14 protein-coding genes are annotated in these 17,916 nt (G+C 52.3%); 7 read left to right on the plus strand and 7 right to left on the minus strand.

What is annotated here, in order from left to right:
* Positions 1-60: 60 nt before the first annotated feature.
* Positions 61-978 carry a MerR family transcriptional regulator gene (locus tag NST26_RS30745; RefSeq protein ID WP_340980588.1) on the minus strand — a complete coding sequence of 306 codons (918 nt, stop codon included), beginning with the start codon at positions 976-978 and terminating at the stop codon, positions 61-63.
* 288 nt (positions 979-1,266) lie between these two features.
* Here NST26_RS30745 and NST26_RS30750 point away from each other — a divergent pair, with 288 nt between their 5' ends.
* A complete protein-coding gene (locus NST26_RS30750; protein ID WP_340980589.1) occupies positions 1,267-2,814 on the plus strand; it encodes a phospholipase D family protein in 1,548 nt (515 codons plus the stop codon).
* Positions 2,815-2,886: 72 nt separating this feature from the next.
* On the opposite strand, the gene cls is transcribed toward NST26_RS30750, so the two are convergent.
* On the minus strand, positions 2,887-4,395 hold the full coding sequence (gene cls, locus NST26_RS30755) for a cardiolipin synthase (RefSeq protein ID WP_209868484.1): 1,509 nt from the start codon (positions 4,393-4,395) through the stop codon (positions 2,887-2,889).
* 183 nt (positions 4,396-4,578) lie between these two features.
* Between cls and NST26_RS30760 the strand changes: the two genes are divergently transcribed.
* Entirely contained in the window at positions 4,579-5,493 is a 915-nt protein-coding gene (locus NST26_RS30760; protein ID WP_340980591.1) for a TetR/AcrR family transcriptional regulator, read from the plus strand.
* Between the two features lie 64 nt (positions 5,494-5,557).
* Positions 5,558-8,767 (plus strand): efflux RND transporter permease subunit, encoded by a 3,210-nt coding sequence (locus NST26_RS30765; protein WP_340980593.1) that lies wholly within the window; start codon positions 5,558-5,560, stop codon positions 8,765-8,767.
* Positions 8,768-9,096: 329 nt separating this feature from the next.
* Here the strand turns inward: NST26_RS30765 and NST26_RS30770 are convergent, their stop codons facing one another.
* Positions 9,097-9,792: a TorD/DmsD family molecular chaperone gene (locus NST26_RS30770; protein WP_340980595.1), complete on the minus strand. Its 696-nt coding sequence runs from the start codon at positions 9,790-9,792 to the stop codon at positions 9,097-9,099.
* A 325-nt stretch (positions 9,793-10,117) separates the two neighbouring features.
* Here NST26_RS30770 and moaA point away from each other — a divergent pair, with 325 nt between their 5' ends.
* The gene (gene moaA / locus NST26_RS30775; protein ID WP_339311879.1) at positions 10,118-11,119 is read left to right on the plus strand and encodes a GTP 3',8-cyclase MoaA; all 1,002 of its coding nucleotides are present in this window, start codon (positions 10,118-10,120) and stop codon (positions 11,117-11,119) included.
* Positions 11,120-11,244: 125 nt separating this feature from the next.
* Here the strand turns inward: moaA and NST26_RS30780 are convergent, their stop codons facing one another.
* The 3 genes from NST26_RS30780 to NST26_RS30790 all read right to left on the minus strand — a co-directional run bounded on the left by NST26_RS30780 (position 11,245) and on the right by NST26_RS30790 (position 14,502).
* Entirely contained in the window at positions 11,245-12,567 is a 1,323-nt protein-coding gene (locus tag NST26_RS30780; protein WP_340957519.1) for a helix-turn-helix domain-containing protein, read from the minus strand.
* Between the two features lie 76 nt (positions 12,568-12,643).
* Positions 12,644-12,823 carry an aspartyl-phosphate phosphatase Spo0E family protein gene (locus NST26_RS30785; protein ID WP_036726170.1) on the minus strand — a complete coding sequence of 60 codons (180 nt, stop codon included), beginning with the start codon at positions 12,821-12,823 and terminating at the stop codon, positions 12,644-12,646.
* 287 nt (positions 12,824-13,110) lie between these two features.
* A complete protein-coding gene (locus NST26_RS30790) occupies positions 13,111-14,502 on the minus strand; it encodes a helix-turn-helix transcriptional regulator (RefSeq protein WP_339251927.1) in 1,392 nt (463 codons plus the stop codon).
* A gap of 270 nt (positions 14,503-14,772) precedes the next feature.
* Between NST26_RS30790 and NST26_RS30795 the strand changes: the two genes are divergently transcribed.
* Entirely contained in the window at positions 14,773-15,006 is a 234-nt protein-coding gene (locus NST26_RS30795) for a hypothetical protein (RefSeq protein WP_340957516.1), read from the plus strand.
* A 161-nt stretch (positions 15,007-15,167) separates the two neighbouring features.
* Here NST26_RS30795 and NST26_RS30800 read toward each other — a convergent pair whose 3' ends face one another.
* Positions 15,168-15,785 carry a LysE/ArgO family amino acid transporter gene (locus tag NST26_RS30800; RefSeq protein WP_340980597.1) on the minus strand — a complete coding sequence of 206 codons (618 nt, stop codon included), beginning with the start codon at positions 15,783-15,785 and terminating at the stop codon, positions 15,168-15,170.
* A 558-nt stretch (positions 15,786-16,343) separates the two neighbouring features.
* On the opposite strand from NST26_RS30800, the gene NST26_RS30805 reads away from it, so the two are divergent.
* Complete coding sequence (locus NST26_RS30805; protein WP_339313488.1) at positions 16,344-16,658, plus strand: helix-turn-helix domain-containing protein; 315 nt, start codon at positions 16,344-16,346, stop codon at positions 16,656-16,658.
* 5 nt (positions 16,659-16,663) lie between these two features.
* The gene (locus NST26_RS30810; RefSeq protein WP_340953811.1) at positions 16,664-17,596 is read left to right on the plus strand and encodes an IS3 family transposase; all 933 of its coding nucleotides are present in this window, start codon (positions 16,664-16,666) and stop codon (positions 17,594-17,596) included.
* Positions 17,597-17,916 lie beyond the last annotated feature (320 nt).

Here is a 17,916-nt window from a genome sequence, read left to right on the forward strand (position 1 = left end):
TGTACAAGGGTTCTGACCGGTTCCTATGGAATCTACTTCAATTAAAATCCGCTATATTTGCTAAGCCCTATGCCGGATTCCGGCATATTCCTGATCGAACCAGGCTTGCCATTTCTCCGGCGGCTCCGCCATCACATAGGTGGCGTTGGTATCCTGGAGGCTGATTGCCTCATAAGCTCTACCGCCCGCAATGAGCTGCATCTCCGGGTACAAGCTGCCGAGCCGTTCAAGCAGCTCCTCCGTATAGGGGACCAGCGTACCATTGGTAACGGATAGGCAGACAGCTCCGATCCGCTCTTGCTTCTCCAGCAGCTCCATCACACCGTCCTCGGGGGTATTGGCCCCCAGATAGATGACTTCAACCCCGTTTCTGCGCAGGAACAGCGAGAACAGCAGCAGGCCGACCTGGTGATGCTCTCCTGCCGGGCAAAAGGCAAGCACCTTGTGCAGATGGGCATACACCGGGAACACGTGAAAGAACTGGGACAGCCGGTTCGAGATCATATGTGTCATATAATGCTCCTGGGCTACGGTTGCCGTCCCTTGCTCCCAGGCATCACCAACTTTCACCAGAACAGGCACCAACACCTGATGGACCATCGCCTCATAGCCGTACAGGGAGAACCCGAAATCGATCAGGGCATCGGCCCGCTCACCCTGGATGTCGAGCAGCGCTGCATAGATCTGCTGCCTCATTTTGTCCAAGGCATCCTTGGGGTCACCGCCCGCAACGGACAGCCGTTCATCCAGGTCCTTCTGCTTATGCTGCTTCAGCATCCGCACAGCATGTGAGATACTGATGCCCTGTTTATCGGTCTGTTCCTTCAACCAGCGAAGGTCCTCAATATTCTCTTGGTTGTACAGTCTATAGCCGGACTCGGTACGTTCCGGGACGACAGCCTGATACCGGTTCTCCCACGCCCGCAGAGTGACAGAGGGAATATCGAGCATTTCGACAACCTGTTTGATGGAATACACGATGGATCTCACTGCCTTCCTGTTTACACTGAATACATTTGAAGATTCAAACCTTATACAAATTATTTACACTCATTATACAATTGCATCTGTGTTATGTCACCAGAACTTGTATGATGCAGCTTGCAGGTACGGCGCGGATGAACAGGAGCGCTATGTGCAACACTAGATTTTTCAGGGATTTTGCCGTCAGCTGCTTCACTTCTCCTTAGCGGGCGTTATAGGTATTTACAATGCCGGGCTACCTTATAGCCGCTCTAGCCCCGCAGTAGACCCAGGAGGATAACTATGAATCAAGGCCGCCATCCCGTCACACCCGAAAAGTTACAGATCACGCTGGCTTCAGGTGCAATTACGGCATCCCGCCACAAGCGTCAGACGCAGTTCTTCCTGCGCCGCCGCTCCAGACTCCTGCTGACCCTGATCCTTCTTCTCCTCTGGCTGGCCGGGGTGATGATCTATCAGACCCATAAGCCGCTGCCGCCCGGACTTTCTGCGGAGAGCCCTGCTTATAAGGTGAGTACGGTCGCCTTCTGGCATGATCTGACCTATCAGGACAGCAGCGGGAAGCAGGCAAGGGAAGAACAGATTCTGCCCAGAATCCTCCAGATTATTGAAGAGTCCAGACAGTTCCTCGTGATCGATCTGTTCCTGTTCAATAACTATACCCATACAGACCAGCAGTTCCCCGCTGTCAGCAGACAGCTTACCGATAAGCTGCTTGCCCAGAAAGCCGCCTATCCCGCCATGGAGATCGCCTTCATCACCGATGAGGTGAATACGAACTACGGCTCTGCGCCTAATGCTCTCCTGGAAGAGATGAGAGCTGCCGGTATTAAGATCATCATGACAGATGTAGACGGTCTGCGGGACTCGACTCCTGCCTATTCTGCGGTCTGGCGCACCTTCATCCAGTGGTTCGGACAATCCGGCACCGGCTGGATTCCGAATCTGATGGCCAGCGGAGGGCCGGACATTACCGCACGTTCCTACCTGAAGCTGCTCAATGTCAAAGCGAACCACCGCAAGGTCGTGCTGAGCGAGAACACCGCCCTGATCTCCTCCGGCAATGTGCATGATGCCAGTGCTTACCATTCCAACATTGCCCTGGAGGTGCAGGGTCCAATCCAGGAGGATATTCTGCGGAGTGAGCAGGCGGCGGCTAATCTCTCGGGAGCCGGTCCCTTGCTGAGCAAGCCGCCTGAATTCAAACCGCCCGCCGCCGCATCCGGGGAACCTTCGCTTGAAGTCCGCTATCTGACCGAAGGCAAGGTATACAAATTTGCCCTGGATGGTATCGCTGCGGCAGGACCCGGGGATGTCATCTGGATGGGTATGTTCTATCTGGCGGACGACGGAATTATCGATGCCCTGCTTGCCGCAGATGCCCGCGGCGCCCAGGTGAGACTGCTGCTTGATCCCAACCAGAATGCCTTCGGACGGGACAAAATCGGCATCCCGAACCGCCCCGTTGCGATGGACCTGGACCGCCGCTCCGAAGGAAATATCCTGATCCGCTGGTACAACACAGGCGAGGAGCAGTATCACAGCAAGCTGATGTTCATTGCCAAGGCGTCAGGCGACTCTACCCTGCTGGGCGGATCAACGAACTTCACAGCTCGTAATCTGGACGACTATAACCTGGAGAATGACCTCTATGTATCCGTTCCGCGGGAACAGCCGCTGTATGCGGAGGTGGAGGGCTACTTCAACCGGCTATGGAACAACGAGGGCGCTGAATACAGCCTGCCGCTCACGGAATATCAGAGTGACGTCACCTGGTTGAAATACATCCTCTACCGGATACAGACCCGGCTTGGATTCACAACCTTCTGATGAAACAACAAAAAAACGGTACCGTCCTTTTGGGGCACGGTACCGTTTTTTTGTTTCAGTCCGCTTGTCCGCTTACAGCAGCGGAGACATCAGCCGGGCTGCGGATTCCAGCAGCCGCTCCAGCAGTCTTTTCTCCATGAAGGTCTCATGGACAATCTGCCGCGTGGACTGCAGGTCACGCTCGAAGTCTGCAACAATGCGCGAGACACTCTCGGTCTGCAGCAGCAGCGCGTTCACCTCAAAATTAAGATGGAAGCTGCGCATATCCATGTTCGCTGTTCCAATCGTAGCAATCTCCCCGTCTGCAATCAGCAGCTTGGAGTGGATGAAGCCCTTCTCATATTCATAGATCTTCACGCCGGACTCCAGCAGCGCCGGGAAGTAGGAATGGGAGGCCAGGAACGGAATCCATTTATCCGGCTTGGCCGGGAATAGCAGGCGGACATCCAGCCCCGACATCGCCGCCACACGCAGCGCAGTCAGTATATCCTCATCGGGGATGAAGTAGGGACTGGCGATCCAGACGGATTTTTCCGCAGTAGTAATCATGGAGAAGAAAATATTCTTGAGCGCACGCCGCTCATTATCCGGGCCGCTGGCAATAATCTGCACCGCCCCGTCTCCGGTAGTGAAGCGAAGCTGAGGGGAGAGGTAGTCCTGCTCCAGGATTTTCTCGCCGGTCGTGTGCATCCAGTCCTGCAGGAAGATAATCTGCATCGTCCGCACCGCTTCGCCCCTCAGCAGCATATGTGTGTCCCGCCAGAACCCGTAGGTCTTGCTGCGGCTCAAGTACTCGTCCCCGACATTCAGCCCGCCCATGAAGCCGACATCGCCGTCGATGACCACGATTTTGCGGTGATTGCGGTAATTCACCCTGCTGGAGAAAAAGGAGGTGGAGTTGCCGTAAGCAGCCACCTGCACCCCCGCATCACTGAGCTCCTTAAGGAAGGCTCTGGAGAGCTGAATGCTCCCGACCGCATCATACATGAACCGGACCGCCACGCCTGCGCGGGCTTTCTCAATCAGAATCTGCTGAATGCGCGTGCCGATATGATCTGCCCGGAAAATATAATACTCCATATGGATATGATGCTGCGCCTGCCGCAGCTCCAGCAGCAGTGTCCCGAAGGTCTCCTCCCCGTTGGTCAGGATGCGCGACTCTGAATTGAAGGAGATCGGCGTGCGCCCGAGCCGTTGGGACAGGCCCAGCAGCTTCTGCTGCGAGGGGCTGAACACCGACCAGTCCTGGTGCATCCGCAACGCATCGTTCTCAATCCGTTCATAGGCCATGAGGTCGCGCTGGGCCTTCTTGTCATACTTGCGCCGCTTGAATACATTCTGCCCGAACAGGAAATAGAACACCAGCCCCAGCACCGGGATCAGCGCAAGCAGCAGAATCCAGGACACTGTGGTGGAGGGATTGCGGTTCTCCATGAAGATCCCCAGCGCGACAGAGATGACCGTCAATGTGGAAAATATACTGATAATCGTCCCGGCTGTACTGCCGAACACGCCAAATCCAAAATAATAAAAAGCCAGCAAAGCCGCTATAATGACTATTGCCTGCAGTCCTCTTCTCATATGTACCCTACCTTCTCATTCCGCCGATTCTCACCAAAATGACACATTTATATCTTACATGAAGAATCCGTTTCTTCCTACTGAAACCTGCAAATTTGTATTGCTGCAGGATATATAATATAATCTCACTGACCAATCAGTCAAATATAGAACTGTCTAGTCAGAACGGGGGCTTATATCGCCTTGACCGCTAAAAGCATGACCAAAAAAGAACAAATCATTAAGACCGCTATGCAACTGTTCGCTGTAAAAGGCTCCTCCTCCACCTCCATGCAGGAGATTGCCGAATTATGCGGGATCTCCAAAGGAAGTCTGTATCTGATCTTCAAATCCAAAGAAGATCTGGAACGCAGTATATACATCTACTGCTTCCAGATGATTCATGATCCGCTGCAGCAGGAGGAGCAGGCTGCCGGCAGAGAGCCCCGGGAGATGCTGCGTAACCAGCTCGAAATTCTGCTTAGTCATGTATACGAGCTGCGCGAATTCCTGCAGCGCCAATTCCAGGAGGTGGCCGGCCGGGGTGTGGCCGAAATTCCCGATTGGGTGAAGCAGAACAACACCGCCCTGCTGCGCTGGTTCCAGCAGAAGCTGGAGCTCATGTACGGGCCAGAGATTCTGCCCTATGCAGGCGAGCTGTGCGTACTCAGCCACGGCATGATCAGCTCCAGCATCAAGCTGCTGTTCGGTCAGGAGACTGTTGTCTCCATCCCTGAACTGGCTGACCGGCTGGTGGACTGGCTGGACATTATGGTCTCCGGCCTGCTTGCAGGGAAGCCCGCCCCTCTGATCTCTTCCGCAGTCCTCGCCGGATGGGCTGAGGGTCAAGGAGAAGGACCGCGCCAGAGCCCGCTTCAGCTGATTAAGGCGATGAAGCTCCTGCTCAGTGAAGCGGACGGAATACACCACGAGCATGCCGAAGACGGCCTGGAGTCCCTTAGCATTCTGGAGAACGAGATCCTAACCTCCCAGCCCCGGAAAGCGATCATTCAAGGGATGCTGGCCAATCTTGAGGGGTACCCTGGGCTATCCGGCGAGCTAAGTCAATTGAAGAAAGTATTCGCTCCTTATATGCACACTTCCTGCGGATTTCATTAAGCGAAGCGCAGATGCGGCACGCCTGTAATATCAAGATTAAATGTACTGGAGGTTCTTTTTACTGATGAAAAGCCTAATTAATTTCTCGCTCCGCAACAAATTCGCCGTCTGGCTGCTGACGATCATTATTGTCTTCGCCGGTCTGTACAGCGGATTGACCATGAAGCAGGAGACCCTGCCTAACATTAGTATCCCTTATCTCAGCATTACTACTATTTATCCAGGAGCCGCACCCGAAGGGGTCGTGAATGACGTCAGCAAGCCGCTGGAGCAGAAGCTCCGCAACGTAGACGGCGTGAAGATGCTGACCTCCACCTCTCTGGAGAACGCCTCCAGCGTCACCATTGAGTTCGACTACGGCACGAACCTGGACAATGCTACAGCAGCAGTGCGGGAAGCCTTGAACGAGGTGAAGCTGCCGGATGAGGTGCAAAAGCCGCAAATCTCGCGCTTCAGCCTCAGCTCGCTGCCGGTCATCTCCCTCAGTATCTCTGACGAGAGCTCCGGCGATCTGGAGGAGCTGACCCGGGTTGCCGAGAATGATATCCGCCCGGCACTGGAGGATATCGAAGGCGTCGCCTCTGTGCAGATTGCCGGACAATATGTCAAAGAGGTCTCCCTGAAGTTCAATCAGGAGAAGCTGAAGCAGTACGGACTGACCGAGGATACGATCAAAGGCATCATCCAGGCCTCCTCCCTGCGGGTGCCGCTCGGGTTGTTCGAGATGGACAAGTCACAGAAGGCTGTTGTCGTTGACGGCAACATCACTACAGTGGAGGATTTGCAGAATGTCAGCATTCCGCTGGTTCCTGCTGGTCCTGCGGCGGGTGCTGCCGGAGCCGGTGCAACTGGCATGCCTGGCACAGGAGCCGGGGAAGCAGGCAGTGCAGCTCCAGGCGGTGCTAGTGCTGCTGGCGGCACCAATGCTGCGGCTGGCAGTACCGGGGCTGGCGCTGGCGCCATGACCGGGCTGCCGACGGTGAAGCTGAGCGAGCTTGCCACTATCGAGGTAGTCGGCAAATCGGAATCCATCTCCCGCACCAACGGCAAGGAATCCATCGGGATTCAGATTGTGAAGGCCAATGATGCCAACACCGTCGATGTCGTGAACGGGGTCAAGGACAAGACAGAAGAACTGAAGAAACAATACAAGTCGATGGACCTCACCGTGCTGCTGGATCAAGGCAAGCCGATTGAGGATTCCGTGAACACGATGCTGTCCAAGGCTGCCTTCGGCGCCCTGTTCGCCGTGCTTATCATCCTGCTGTTCCTGCGCAATATCCGTTCTACTATTATTTCTATTATCTCGATTCCATTATCCCTGCTGATTGCAGTATTATGCCTGCGGCAAATGGATATTACGCTGAATATGATGACGCTCGGCGCCATGACCGTAGCCATCGGGCGGGTAGTCGATGACTCCATCGTGGTCATTGAGAACATCTTCCGGCGGCTTACGCTGTCCGGCGAGAAGCTTCGCGGCAGAGAGCTGATCAGCGCGGCTACCCGTGAGATGTTTGTGCCGATTATGTCCTCAACCATTGTGACGATTGCCGTCTTCCTGCCGCTCGCCTTTGTCAGCGGGATGGTCGGTGAGCTGTTCCTGCCGTTTGCCCTCACTATGGTATTCGCGCTGCTGGCTTCACTGGTGGTTGCCATTACCCTGGTGCCTGCACTGGCCCATACCCTGTTCCGTAATGGACTCAAGAAGGGGAAAAAGGGTCACGAAGACAAGCCCGGCGCATTGGCGGGCGGGTATGTCCGAATCCTGGACTGGTGTCTCTCGCATAAGCTGATCACCTTGGGTGTTGCTGTCCTGCTGCTGGCAGGCAGTCTGTTCCTGATCAAGCCGATCGGCGTCAGCTTCCTGCCTTCCCAGGAAGAGAAGAATGTTACGCTTACCTTCTCCCCGAAGGCCGGTCAGACTCTGGAGGATGTGAAGGCGCTGGGCCTGAAGGCGGAGAAGTTCATTCTGGCCCAGAAGCATCTCGACAAAATGCAGTATTCCATCGGGGGCAGCAGCCCGTTCGGAATGGGCTCAGGCAATTCAGGCTTGTTCTATGTCACGTATGACAGCAACACGCCTGATTTCGATACCGTGAAGGAGAAGTTAATTGAAGGCTTGAGCCAAGAGGTGCCGGATGGCGTGTGGGGCGATCTGTCCGGCATGGCCGGAGGCGGGCTCGGCGGCAGCACCCTTACTGTTAACATCTTCGGCGATACGCTGGAGCAGCTCAAACCGGTAGCCGATGACATTGCCGGGATCGTTCAGGGAGACACCAAGAACTTCAAAGACGGGAAGACCAGCCTCTCTGAAGCCTATGATCAATACACCATCGTCGCTGACCAGGCCAAGCTTAGCTCACTGGGCCTAACGGCCGGACAGCTTGCGATGAAGCTGAGCCCTGCCGGAACCCGGCCTGTACTGACTGAGGTAGAGCTGGACGGCAAGAATTACAAGGTCTACATTGAGACGGACAAGGATTCCTACAGCAGCATTGAAGAAATGAAGGCCGCCACGCTCACTTCTCCACTGGGCATTACTGTACCGATTGGTGAGGTAGCAAGCATTGAACAGGGCCAGTCCCCGGATTCCATTACCCGTGAAGACGGCAAAATGAAAGTCGAGGTAACCGCCGATATTATCTCCAGTGACATTAATAGTGCCTCCAAGGCTGTGCAGGACAAAATAGAGGCTCTTGATCTCCCGGACGGCGTGACCATCACCTTCGGCGGAGTCACCGAGCAGATTAATGAGACCTTCGGGCAGCTTGGCATCGCCATGCTGGCGGCTATAGCAATTGTATACTTCGTGCTCGTAGTCACCTTCGGCGGCGGTCTGGCGCCGTTCGCCATCCTGTTCTCGCTGCCGTTCACAGTCATCGGCGCTCTTGTTGCCCTGCTCCTGGCTGGCGAGACCTTGAACGTCTCGGCACTGATGGGCGCACTGATGCTAATCGGTATCGTGGTCACCAATGCAATTGTTTTGATTGACCGCGTAATCCATAAGGAACAAGAGGGAATGTCTACACGCAAGGCGCTGCTTGAGGCCGGGGCTACCCGCCTTCGCCCGATTCTCATGACTGCGCTCGCTACTATAGGCGCCCTGCTGCCATTGGTTACAGGCCTTGAGAACAGCGCCGGAATCATCTCCAAGGGACTTGGCGTAACCGTCATCGGCGGTCTCGTCAGCTCCACGCTGCTGACCCTGGTCGTTGTACCGGTGGTGTATGAGTTCCTGATGAAGTTTCGGAGTAAGAAGACTTACGAATAAATAGGGGATGAACTGCAATTTCAGTTATAAGAGCTGATCGTAAGAACATAGCGTAAAGCTCAGACATCACTACGGTGGATATTTGGACTTCCGGCCGCTGTTGTCTCCAGATTTCCTGATTTAGACCGCTTGTTGCGGTAGAAATCCGGAGACAAAGGCGGACGCTACCGCTCCTACAGTTCCAAAATCCCCCTCCGATCCTACACGCTTTTTGTATTTTCTTTCAATCAAAACCTATAAAGTGAAAGCTTAAGTTCAAGACCCTAGGAGCAGAAATAAGGCGCCCTTCCGAATTGATGGAAGGGCGCCTTATTGAGTATGGATGCTTATTACGCCATGGCCGCCGCGCTGCTCTCCAGCGAAGCCTTCCAGGCACGCAGCATGTGCAGATCCTGCGGCAGGAATTCCTCCAGCATATGGCTGAGTCCCAGATACAGCGGGCTGTCGGTGGCAGCGTTCATTCTCGCACAGAATTGTGGAGTCCACTTCAGCAGATGCTCCTCAAGGAATCTCTCCTGGATCTCCAGAAGCTCCGTCGCACTGCGGATCGAGAAGCTGTTGTACAGCATCCGTTCATGCAGCACGGCCATGAATTCCAGTTCAATGGCAATATGGTCGTCGGCTTCGCCGCTGCACTTCTTGAAGACAATCCCCGCCGAAGCGTACACATCCGAGAGCACGTTGCAGAATTCTTCCTCACGGCCCAGCTGAGCCGCTTCACGGGCCACGAAGGAACTGACGGCCCGCTCATTCATCAGACGTTTGTATTCGAGTTTCTCTTTCTCACAGATGGCCGGGAGCATAGACGGCTCCTGGCTGCACAGGTAACGCTTCAATTCACGGCCGCCTTCGGTCATCTCCGCAGCGACACTCATCTCACGGTTACGGCTCCACTGGGCGACCAGTGAGAGAGATGGTTTTCTTCCATAGAAGTCCACCAGCAGCTGATATATTAATCCCCGACTCTCCAGCCAGCGGCTGCAAGCCTCCGGCACGACAAGCGATGGAACAGTTGGTATGGTCATTTTGCAAATCCTCCCTACATAGTTTGCCGGATACCCGGGGTATCCTTAGGGATCGCCGCCTGAGCCTTCCGGTATCATAGCTGTGCTTCGCAAAAGTAAAAGTATCTAAAGTTTGAATCTTCCGCACCTAAATTATATCGAATATGATAAGCGCTTTCGGTGAGCATTCTATGACCATTCCCTGGAATTGTCGCACTTTTGTCATAATTAGGCTGCTGCTTTGGCCTTCTGTCCCCCTATGCTTTAGATTGTCCGCTGTGCATTGACGCGGCGGAATGGTTTCTTTAAAATTTAAACTAAAATCAACAGGTGAAGGAGCAACGCCATGGAGCCGCTGACTGACCCTTTTGGACGCATACATGATTACCTACGCATCTCGGTTACTGACCGCTGCAACCTGCGCTGTATCTATTGTATGCCCGCCGAAGGAATGCAATTCCAGCCGCAGGACGAGATTATGAGCTACGAGGAGATTGCCGCTGTGGTGGAGGCGCTTGCGCCCCTGGGCCTGCGGAAGGTCCGGCTGACGGGGGGCGAACCGCTGGTCCGCAAGGATCTGGAGAAGCTGGTCTCTATGATCGCCGTCATACCCGGCATAGATGACATATCATTGACGACGAACGGGCTGATGCTGCCAGCCAAAGCGGCTATCCTGAAGCAGGCCGGGCTGTCCCGGGTGAACATCAGCCTGGATTCGCTGCGGCCGGACCGCTTCTCGATGATTACCCGCGGCGGCGATGTTGCCAAGGTGCTGAAGGGAATTGAAGCCGCAGAAGCCGCCGGCCTGTCCCCGATCAAGCTAAATGTCGTGCTGATGAAAGGCATTAACGATGACGAGATCAAGGACTTCATCGCCCTGACCCTGAACAGCCCGCTGAATGTGCGGTTCATTGAATACATGCCGATTGGCAGCGCCAGCGATGCCTGGCGGCAGACCTATCTGCCGTTGGAGACTGTAGTAGAGGCCTGCAAGGAAGCGGGCTGGACCACCGAGGAGGCCGACATGCCCTCCGGGAATGGCCCTTCCCAGAACCGGCGGGTCACCGGCGCGAAGGGAACCTTCGGGCTGATCCACCCGGTCAGCGAGCATTTCTGCGACAATTGCAACCGGCTGCGCCTGACCGCCGACGGCAACATCAAAGCCTGCCTGTACTGGCAGGACGAATATAATGTGCGCCCGCTGATCAGCTCCCCTGCGGCGGTGCAGGCCCTGTTCCGCGAGGCGCTCGGCAACAAGCCGCATAATCATGAGATGGCGCTGGCCCTGGAGCACAAAGCCCAGAGCCATACCCCCACCGCCCGCCGCATGTCGCAGATTGGGGGGTAAGACGCACGGAGACAAATGTAACAGGCCCATGAACAAGTTCATGGGCCTGTTTTAACTTTTTATAATCTTAAACATGCATTTAGGAGTAGAACACATTCATAGTAGTATCAAAGCTTGTGAATGCTTCAGCCCGACTTCGGAATATCCGAAATCGCAATCTCGAAATCGACGGATATCGTCCCCCGGATCACTTGCTGCTCGCTGTCTAATTTGGCGGATAAGTCTACGCTTTGCATAATCACATCATCGCCTTTGTACCGCTTGCGGGATAGATAGTAGGTCGCCAGCTCGCTGCAGAATTGGGTGTAGTTTTTTTCATGAATGAACTTGTTGTGCTCACCAAAGATACTGTAAACCTTCCGGTAAGGAATGTAGTCCGCAAATCTCTGTATCACATGATCCACGTCCCACTTATACTGATTAGCCAATTGAACGATCTTGAACAGCGCCATAAAAATCTCGTTCTCACAGGTGGAGATATACTCTATATATTCTTCCAGCACCTCAATCTGCCCATCCATTAAGCGGTAAAGGTACGTATTCGCCGTTCCCCATTCTATATATTGAGCCTTAATACGCCTTGCTTCTTCGTCATCTTCCCGTATCCAGCTATGATCCATGTACTGAGGTACCATATCCAGTGCGGTTTTATAGTCGCCCAGCTCTTCATAAACACAGGATCTCATAAGCTGAGCATATAAAATATATGTATACAGCGGCTTTTTATAAAATTGATTGCTACTATGCTTACGATGCACTTGTCCGTGGAGTTCATATTGAACAGTGGCGACTCTTAGCAGTTCTTCTACAGACTGAGATACTTTGTCCCACGCCTGAAGCCCACTGTATAAATTAGCCAACTCTTTCAGCGCATCCAACTGATTGACTTCGTCCAGCTTATCGACATAATTCTCTAATATAGTAGCAGCGATTAGATTTTTCTGGGGATCATCGCCCAGATTAATGAGGAAGAGCCGATACTGGCAGAGCGCCAGCCGTTCGGAATGCTGGTATTTCTCGCTGGCTCCCACATTTTCGTAGATTAGTGCTGCGGCTTGCCAGTTTTTCTGCTCAAATAACTCCTCCGCAACCTCGAACAGCAGCGGTGCATACAGCAGATTATCCAGTAAATTCTGTGCCACCCGCTCAATGCAATCCAGACGCGATAGCGCCGCGCATTGCAGCAGGAATGGCCGTAAACGCCGCCAAGTCGGTGTCGAATCGTATAAACATTCATCAACATACTGACTGTAAAAGTAATCCTCCGGCAGTCCCATCCCACTTGTCACGCGGGTCAGATGGTTCATCGCCAAGGCCTGCTGGCCTTTCATTACCCGGCTGAGTGTGCCGGAATGAATTCCGCTGGCAATCGCAAACTGATTAATAGACAGTTTATGTTTTGTGAGATACGCCGCTATCTCGTCTCGAATTTTGACTGTATGCTCCACAGCAGTTACCACCTTTTTTATACACGTGTCCAATGGAACTTATCTCTGACTCTCCGATTGTTTGTTGAAGCACTGTTTAAGCAGGCGGCCTTTTATTCATCCGGTAGGCATTATCGTACGCATTGAGCAGCTCATCCAGCACCACGGATTGCCGCAAGACCTCAGGATGATTGAAACCGCCATATTGAATATGTAATGTATGAAGCTTACTTCTGGCTTGCTCTATGCGAATTCTAACGATTGCTGGACTATGCATGGGAATCCCGCCTCCTTATGCAACATTATAGATTTTTATGTAAAACTACAAAATAATGGACTGATTGCATTATCTGTTAAAGTGAATATATTGACAAAGCTCTGATGCGATAAGAGTTGTCCATAAAAAAGACGCCTCTGCATTAGCAGAAGACGCCAGAGATGATACTGTTATTACTGCTTGCGCTTATTCAGCCGCCCGCCCCATGACCCATGGTTTGAATCGTTTGTTGTTGTATAGGTTTGCCCACTAAGTCTGCTACAGGTATAGTAATCAGTACAACAATACTAAACGAGGCTAGCATTAATAGGAGTTTTCTTTTCATTTGCATCCCGCACCTCTCTTATTAATATTTTGTATTGCAGTTGCTCGTTTTCCCCGGCAATATGCCTGTTCTGCTCGAATAAATCAACACACTTGAAGATGATACTCTCATTGTTAAGTTTAGATGATGATTCCAAACTTTGTAGGATATATCCAATACCTTCACTTCGCTTATTCCGCAAATAATAGACTCCCAATTCAACAAGAAATCTGGCATGTTGGTCCGCTTTAATCTGCTGATTGTACACTCCAAACTCAGTGAGATGTATCCTGTAAGGCATGTAACCCGCGAAGCGTTCCAGAATAGAATCTACATTCCAGTTATACAGGTTTGCAGATTTCACAATATAAAATAAAGCTATGAAAATCTCTCCTTGTTGCGTGGAAATATAATTAACGTAATCATCTAATACCTCTAACTGTCCATCCAGTAAGCGATACAAATAAGTATTAGCCTTACCCCATTCCTGAAATTGCGCTACAGTCCTCTTGGCTTCCTCACTTTCTTCATGTATCCAATCTACGTCCAAATATAAAGGTACAAGTTCAAGAGCCTTTTTATATTCTCCGCATTCTTCGTATGCATTTGCACGCATTAAATGGGCATACAATATATAAAAGCAAAGAGGTCTTTCTCCGCTCTTCACTGCCTCTTTATATTTCGGGTTACAATACAGATCATAACGGATTGTCGCAAGCCGAAACAGTTCAAGAGCAAGCTCATTTACTTTACTCCATAACTGCAATGAGTAGTAGACATCCATCAAATTCTTCAGCCCATCCAGCTGGTCCGCCTCATTCAGGCGCGGAATGTAGCTCTCGAACAGGGTAGCCGCGCGCAGGTTCGTGCTCTGGTCATCACCCAGGGCAATCTGGAACAGGCGGTATTGGCAGGTGGCCAAGCGTTCAGAATACTGGTATTTCTCACTGGCGCTAACGTTCTCATAGAGCAGTGCAGCCGCCGGCCAGTGGCCCTGCTGGAACAAGCCTTCCGCAACCTCGTACAGCATGGGGACATACGTCAGATTATCCAGCAAGTTCTGCACCAGCAGCTCAATACAATCCGTACGCCCCAGTTCCGCACATTTCACAATGAACGGGCGAAGCCGCCGCCAGGTCGGTGCCGAATAATAGAAGCATTCCTCGACATATAAGCTGTAAAAAAAATCCTCGCCAAGCCCCATTCCTGCAGTGATTAACTCCAGATGGCTCATGGCAATGGGCTGATGGCCATTAATAATCCGGCTCAGTGTCCCGGAATTAATGCCAGATCTTATGGCGAACTGATTAATGGACAGCCCCTGCTGGGTTAAATAATCTGCAAGCTGGTCTCGAATCATGACTGCAGGCTTCAAAGCAACACCACCTCCCACATTCCATAATTTAGAACATTATGTTTATATCTGTATGGTAGATGATGGGATTTCAACCGTCAATAGAATAGAGTCAAATAAAACAACTATAGCTCGAAAGTGTGAAGAATTCGAAACAGTTTGGCAAGCGGCTTGCCGAATCTTACGGATACAGGCCGAAACTATGTTAAACGGCACTCTTTTTCCAAAAAGGTCCAGAGCATACATAGAGGTATCCAAGGATCTACAAGATTGCTACAAGGGGGAGCGTTTATGAGAAAAATCGGCATCATTTCAATTTCATTAATACTATTACTTGTTTTAATATATGTTTTAGTCAGACCAAATCCTGAGATTGTTAGCGTCACTCTTACTTCTGAAACAGCTGAAACTACTTACACTGATAACGATAGCATCCGGGTATTCAACCATGCTATAAGAACTGTGAAAAAAGTACGCGGGGCTGTTGATGTGGGTCCGCCAACGTATCGAATGAATGTTACTTAAGCGGATACCGAAGTTGTGAGATTCAGCCTTTATTTAGATTTCAAAACCAAAAGTGGATTTTTGATTAAAGATAGTAATAGCGAAAAAATGTTGAAATTAAAAGATCGCAGCTCTAAAGAATTAACAGATCTATTGAGCAGAGACTAATTAAGGGGAATCACTTAGCCATACAACAGCCCCCACAGCTGAACTCCCATGTAGACGGCGATCCCCCAGATCAACAGGGCGGAAACGGTATTCAGCCCCTTCATAACCTTGCCGGAAGCATCCAGCCTGCCGAGCTGGCGGCCCGCTGCAGCAAGACCCAGGAACCAGAGCCAGGAGACGGCCACTGTCGCCGCCGCGAAGGTCCAGCGCACCGCACCGTCGTATTGCAGCGAGCTGGTCCCGATCACGCCCACCGTATCCAGCAGGGCGTGCGGGTTCAGGAGGGATACAGACAGCGCATAAAGGATCTGTCCCTTCGCTGAGAGTCGGCCCGACTCATCCTTCACCGGAGCAGAGCGCCAGATTCTCCAACCCATAAAGGTAAGAAACAGAATGCCTGCCCCATATATAACAGGCGTAACCCAGCGCAGCGATAAAATGACCAAGGAGACTCCGCCGACTGCCGCAGCGATAAGCAGCGTATCGCATATCGCTGCCGTCAGTACGACAGGCAGTACACTACGGAATCTGGTATGCTGTGCCCCTTGATTAAAAACGAATATATTCTGCACGCCCAGCGGCAGAATCAGCCCGAAGGCCAGGATAATTCCATGTAGAATGGCCTGTACCATTTCTTTTCCTCCTTATATCTTCCTTGTGATGTTTCCCGGTAAACAAGCCTCTCAGGCTTCCTCCAGTTATAGCCTACTGATCGTACCCTGCCATAGCAGCAGCCGTAACCATCCAAGTTTTTGGACACATACCAACCAAGACGAATGAAAGGGGAGGAATCATGGTAGACTGGGAGAACGAAAGAGAGAAGGAAAGCAAGCTAATGAGGGATTATGTTAGTCAACAGCGGCTGTGAGGGGGGGACAATCGCTCGGTAGCCTGCGCAGTGAGCAATGTGTTCGGTTTTTCGCATACATCGGGCCGGTTACCTTAGTAGTGACACAATGTATGTTAAGAACAACATACATTGTGGCGGCACGCAGGCGCATGGGCCAAATGTATGCGAAAAACAGCATACATTGTGGCGGCACGCAGGCGCATGGCCCAAATGTATGCGGAAAACAACATACATTGTGGTGACACGCAGGCGCATGGGCCAAATGCTCCACAGCCCCCTAAAGAAGTTGGAGTCCTCCCCCACAAAAATGTAGACTAGATATAGGAGGAGGATGAACGGTATGGGACACTTAACAGGAACAAGAGAGAAGGCTGCGCAAGAGGTGTTGTCTGGCATTAAGGCAGCGGTGGTTGCCCGAAAGTATGGGGTGACTCCATCGACGGTGAATCAGTGGGTGAGGGACTACCGAGAGGCCCATGGAGAACAAGATCATCCGTATCCTCAGGAGCAGGTGGAGGAACTGAAGCGCCTCCTGGACGTGGAGCGGAAATACGAGAAGGCCGTCAAGATCCTCGGCGAAAAGGAGTTAGAGATCGAGATTCTGCGTGAACTGCTAAAAAAGCCAACCCCTGCTTATCCGAAAAAATCGAGGTAGCCGACATGTTCATTAAGCAGGGGAATACCGCAGCGTTGGTACTACGTCTCGTGGGGCTAGCAGAGTCTACGTATTACGACCGTAAGAAACGCAAGAAGCAGGATGCACAGGCCGTACCCCAGGGGCGCGGAAGACCCGTACCCGGCTATTCCCTGACCGAGTCTGGAGAGAAGATTAGCGACGAGGAAATCCAGGAATGGCTGCTGGAATTAATCGCTGGAGAGGAGCACGTGTACGGGTACAAACTGCTGGCCAAGTGCTTGTGGAACCAGCACGGGCTGAGGCTCAATCACAAGAAAAGCTACCGGCTGTGTCAGGCGCTGGATATCCTGCAGCCGCAGCGTCACAAGCGTTTTAAGCATCCTCGGAAGCTGCCGGAGAACCGGGTCATTACAGGGGCGGGTCAACTCTGGCAGATGGACATTAAGTACGGTTACGTGGCGGGCCAGGGCAGGCATTTCTTTGTCCTGAGCATTATCGATGTGTTTACCCGTGTCATCGTCGGCTACCACCGCGGATCGTCGTGTGAGGCCAAGCACGCCTGCCAGACGCTGGGACGTGCCATGGAGCAACACTGCGCCCCTGACAGCGCACGCCCGGTGATCCGCACCGACAACGGCCCACAGTTCGTCAGCCATCTGTTTGGCGACATGTGTGAAAGCTGGGAAATGACCCACGAACGCATTCCGCCTCGAACGCCGGATTTAAATGCTTTTATTGAATCGTTCCACAGTAATATCGATCGGGATTTATTCCGCAAAGAAGCCTTCGACACGTTCGAAGAGGCCTATGAAGCGGTGGACCGGTACATGGACTTTTACAACAATCGCAGAATGCATACAAGCCTTCGGAACATGCCGCCAGTTACCTTTGCGGAGTGGGTCCAGACTCTAGAAGACCGCTCCAGTTTCTTCTGGCCGAGAGAAAAAGCGAAATAAAGAGCATATCTACAACAAGTACCGATTTTATACGGAGGACTCCGGGATAAGGGGGTCGCACCGAATGTATGCGAAAAACAACATACAGACATTGTGGCGGCACGCAGGCGCATGGCCCAAATGTATGCGGAAAACAACATACATTGTGGTGACACGCAGGCGCATGGGCCAAATGTATGCGAAAAACAACATACAGACATTGTGGCGGCACGCAGGCGCATGGGCCAAATGTATGCGGAAAACAACATACATTGTGGTGGCACGCAGGCGCATGGCCGATGTGTTCAGTTTTTCGCATACAATGGAGCCGGTTGCCTTGG

The sequence above is a fragment of the Paenibacillus sp. FSL R7-0128 genome (assembly GCF_038002245.1).
Taxonomy (GTDB): domain Bacteria; phylum Bacillota; class Bacilli; order Paenibacillales; family Paenibacillaceae; genus Paenibacillus_AQ; species Paenibacillus_AQ silagei.

Excerpts from the sequence above, each read along its gene's own strand:
- NST26_RS30750 (WP_340980589.1), top strand. The coding sequence starts at position 1,267 with ATGAATCAAGGCCGCCATCCCGTCACACCCGAAAAGTTACAGATCACG.
- cls (WP_209868484.1), bottom strand. The coding sequence starts at position 4,395 with ATGAGAAGAGGACTGCAGGCAATAGTCATTATAGCGGCTTTGCTGGCT.
- NST26_RS30765 (WP_340980593.1), top strand. The coding sequence starts at position 5,558 with ATGAAAAGCCTAATTAATTTCTCGCTCCGCAACAAATTCGCCGTCTGG.
- NST26_RS30770 (WP_340980595.1), bottom strand. The coding sequence starts at position 9,792 with ATGACCATACCAACTGTTCCATCGCTTGTCGTGCCGGAGGCTTGCAGC.
- moaA (WP_339311879.1), top strand. The coding sequence starts at position 10,118 with ATGGAGCCGCTGACTGACCCTTTTGGACGCATACATGATTACCTACGC.
- NST26_RS30785 (WP_036726170.1), bottom strand. The coding sequence starts at position 12,823 with ATGCATAGTCCAGCAATCGTTAGAATTCGCATAGAGCAAGCCAGAAGT.
- NST26_RS30795 (WP_340957516.1), top strand. The coding sequence starts at position 14,773 with ATGAGAAAAATCGGCATCATTTCAATTTCATTAATACTATTACTTGTT.
- NST26_RS30800 (WP_340980597.1), bottom strand. The coding sequence starts at position 15,785 with ATGGTACAGGCCATTCTACATGGAATTATCCTGGCCTTCGGGCTGATT.
- NST26_RS30805 (WP_339313488.1), top strand. The coding sequence starts at position 16,344 with ATGGGACACTTAACAGGAACAAGAGAGAAGGCTGCGCAAGAGGTGTTG.
- NST26_RS30810 (WP_340953811.1), top strand. The coding sequence starts at position 16,664 with ATGTTCATTAAGCAGGGGAATACCGCAGCGTTGGTACTACGTCTCGTG.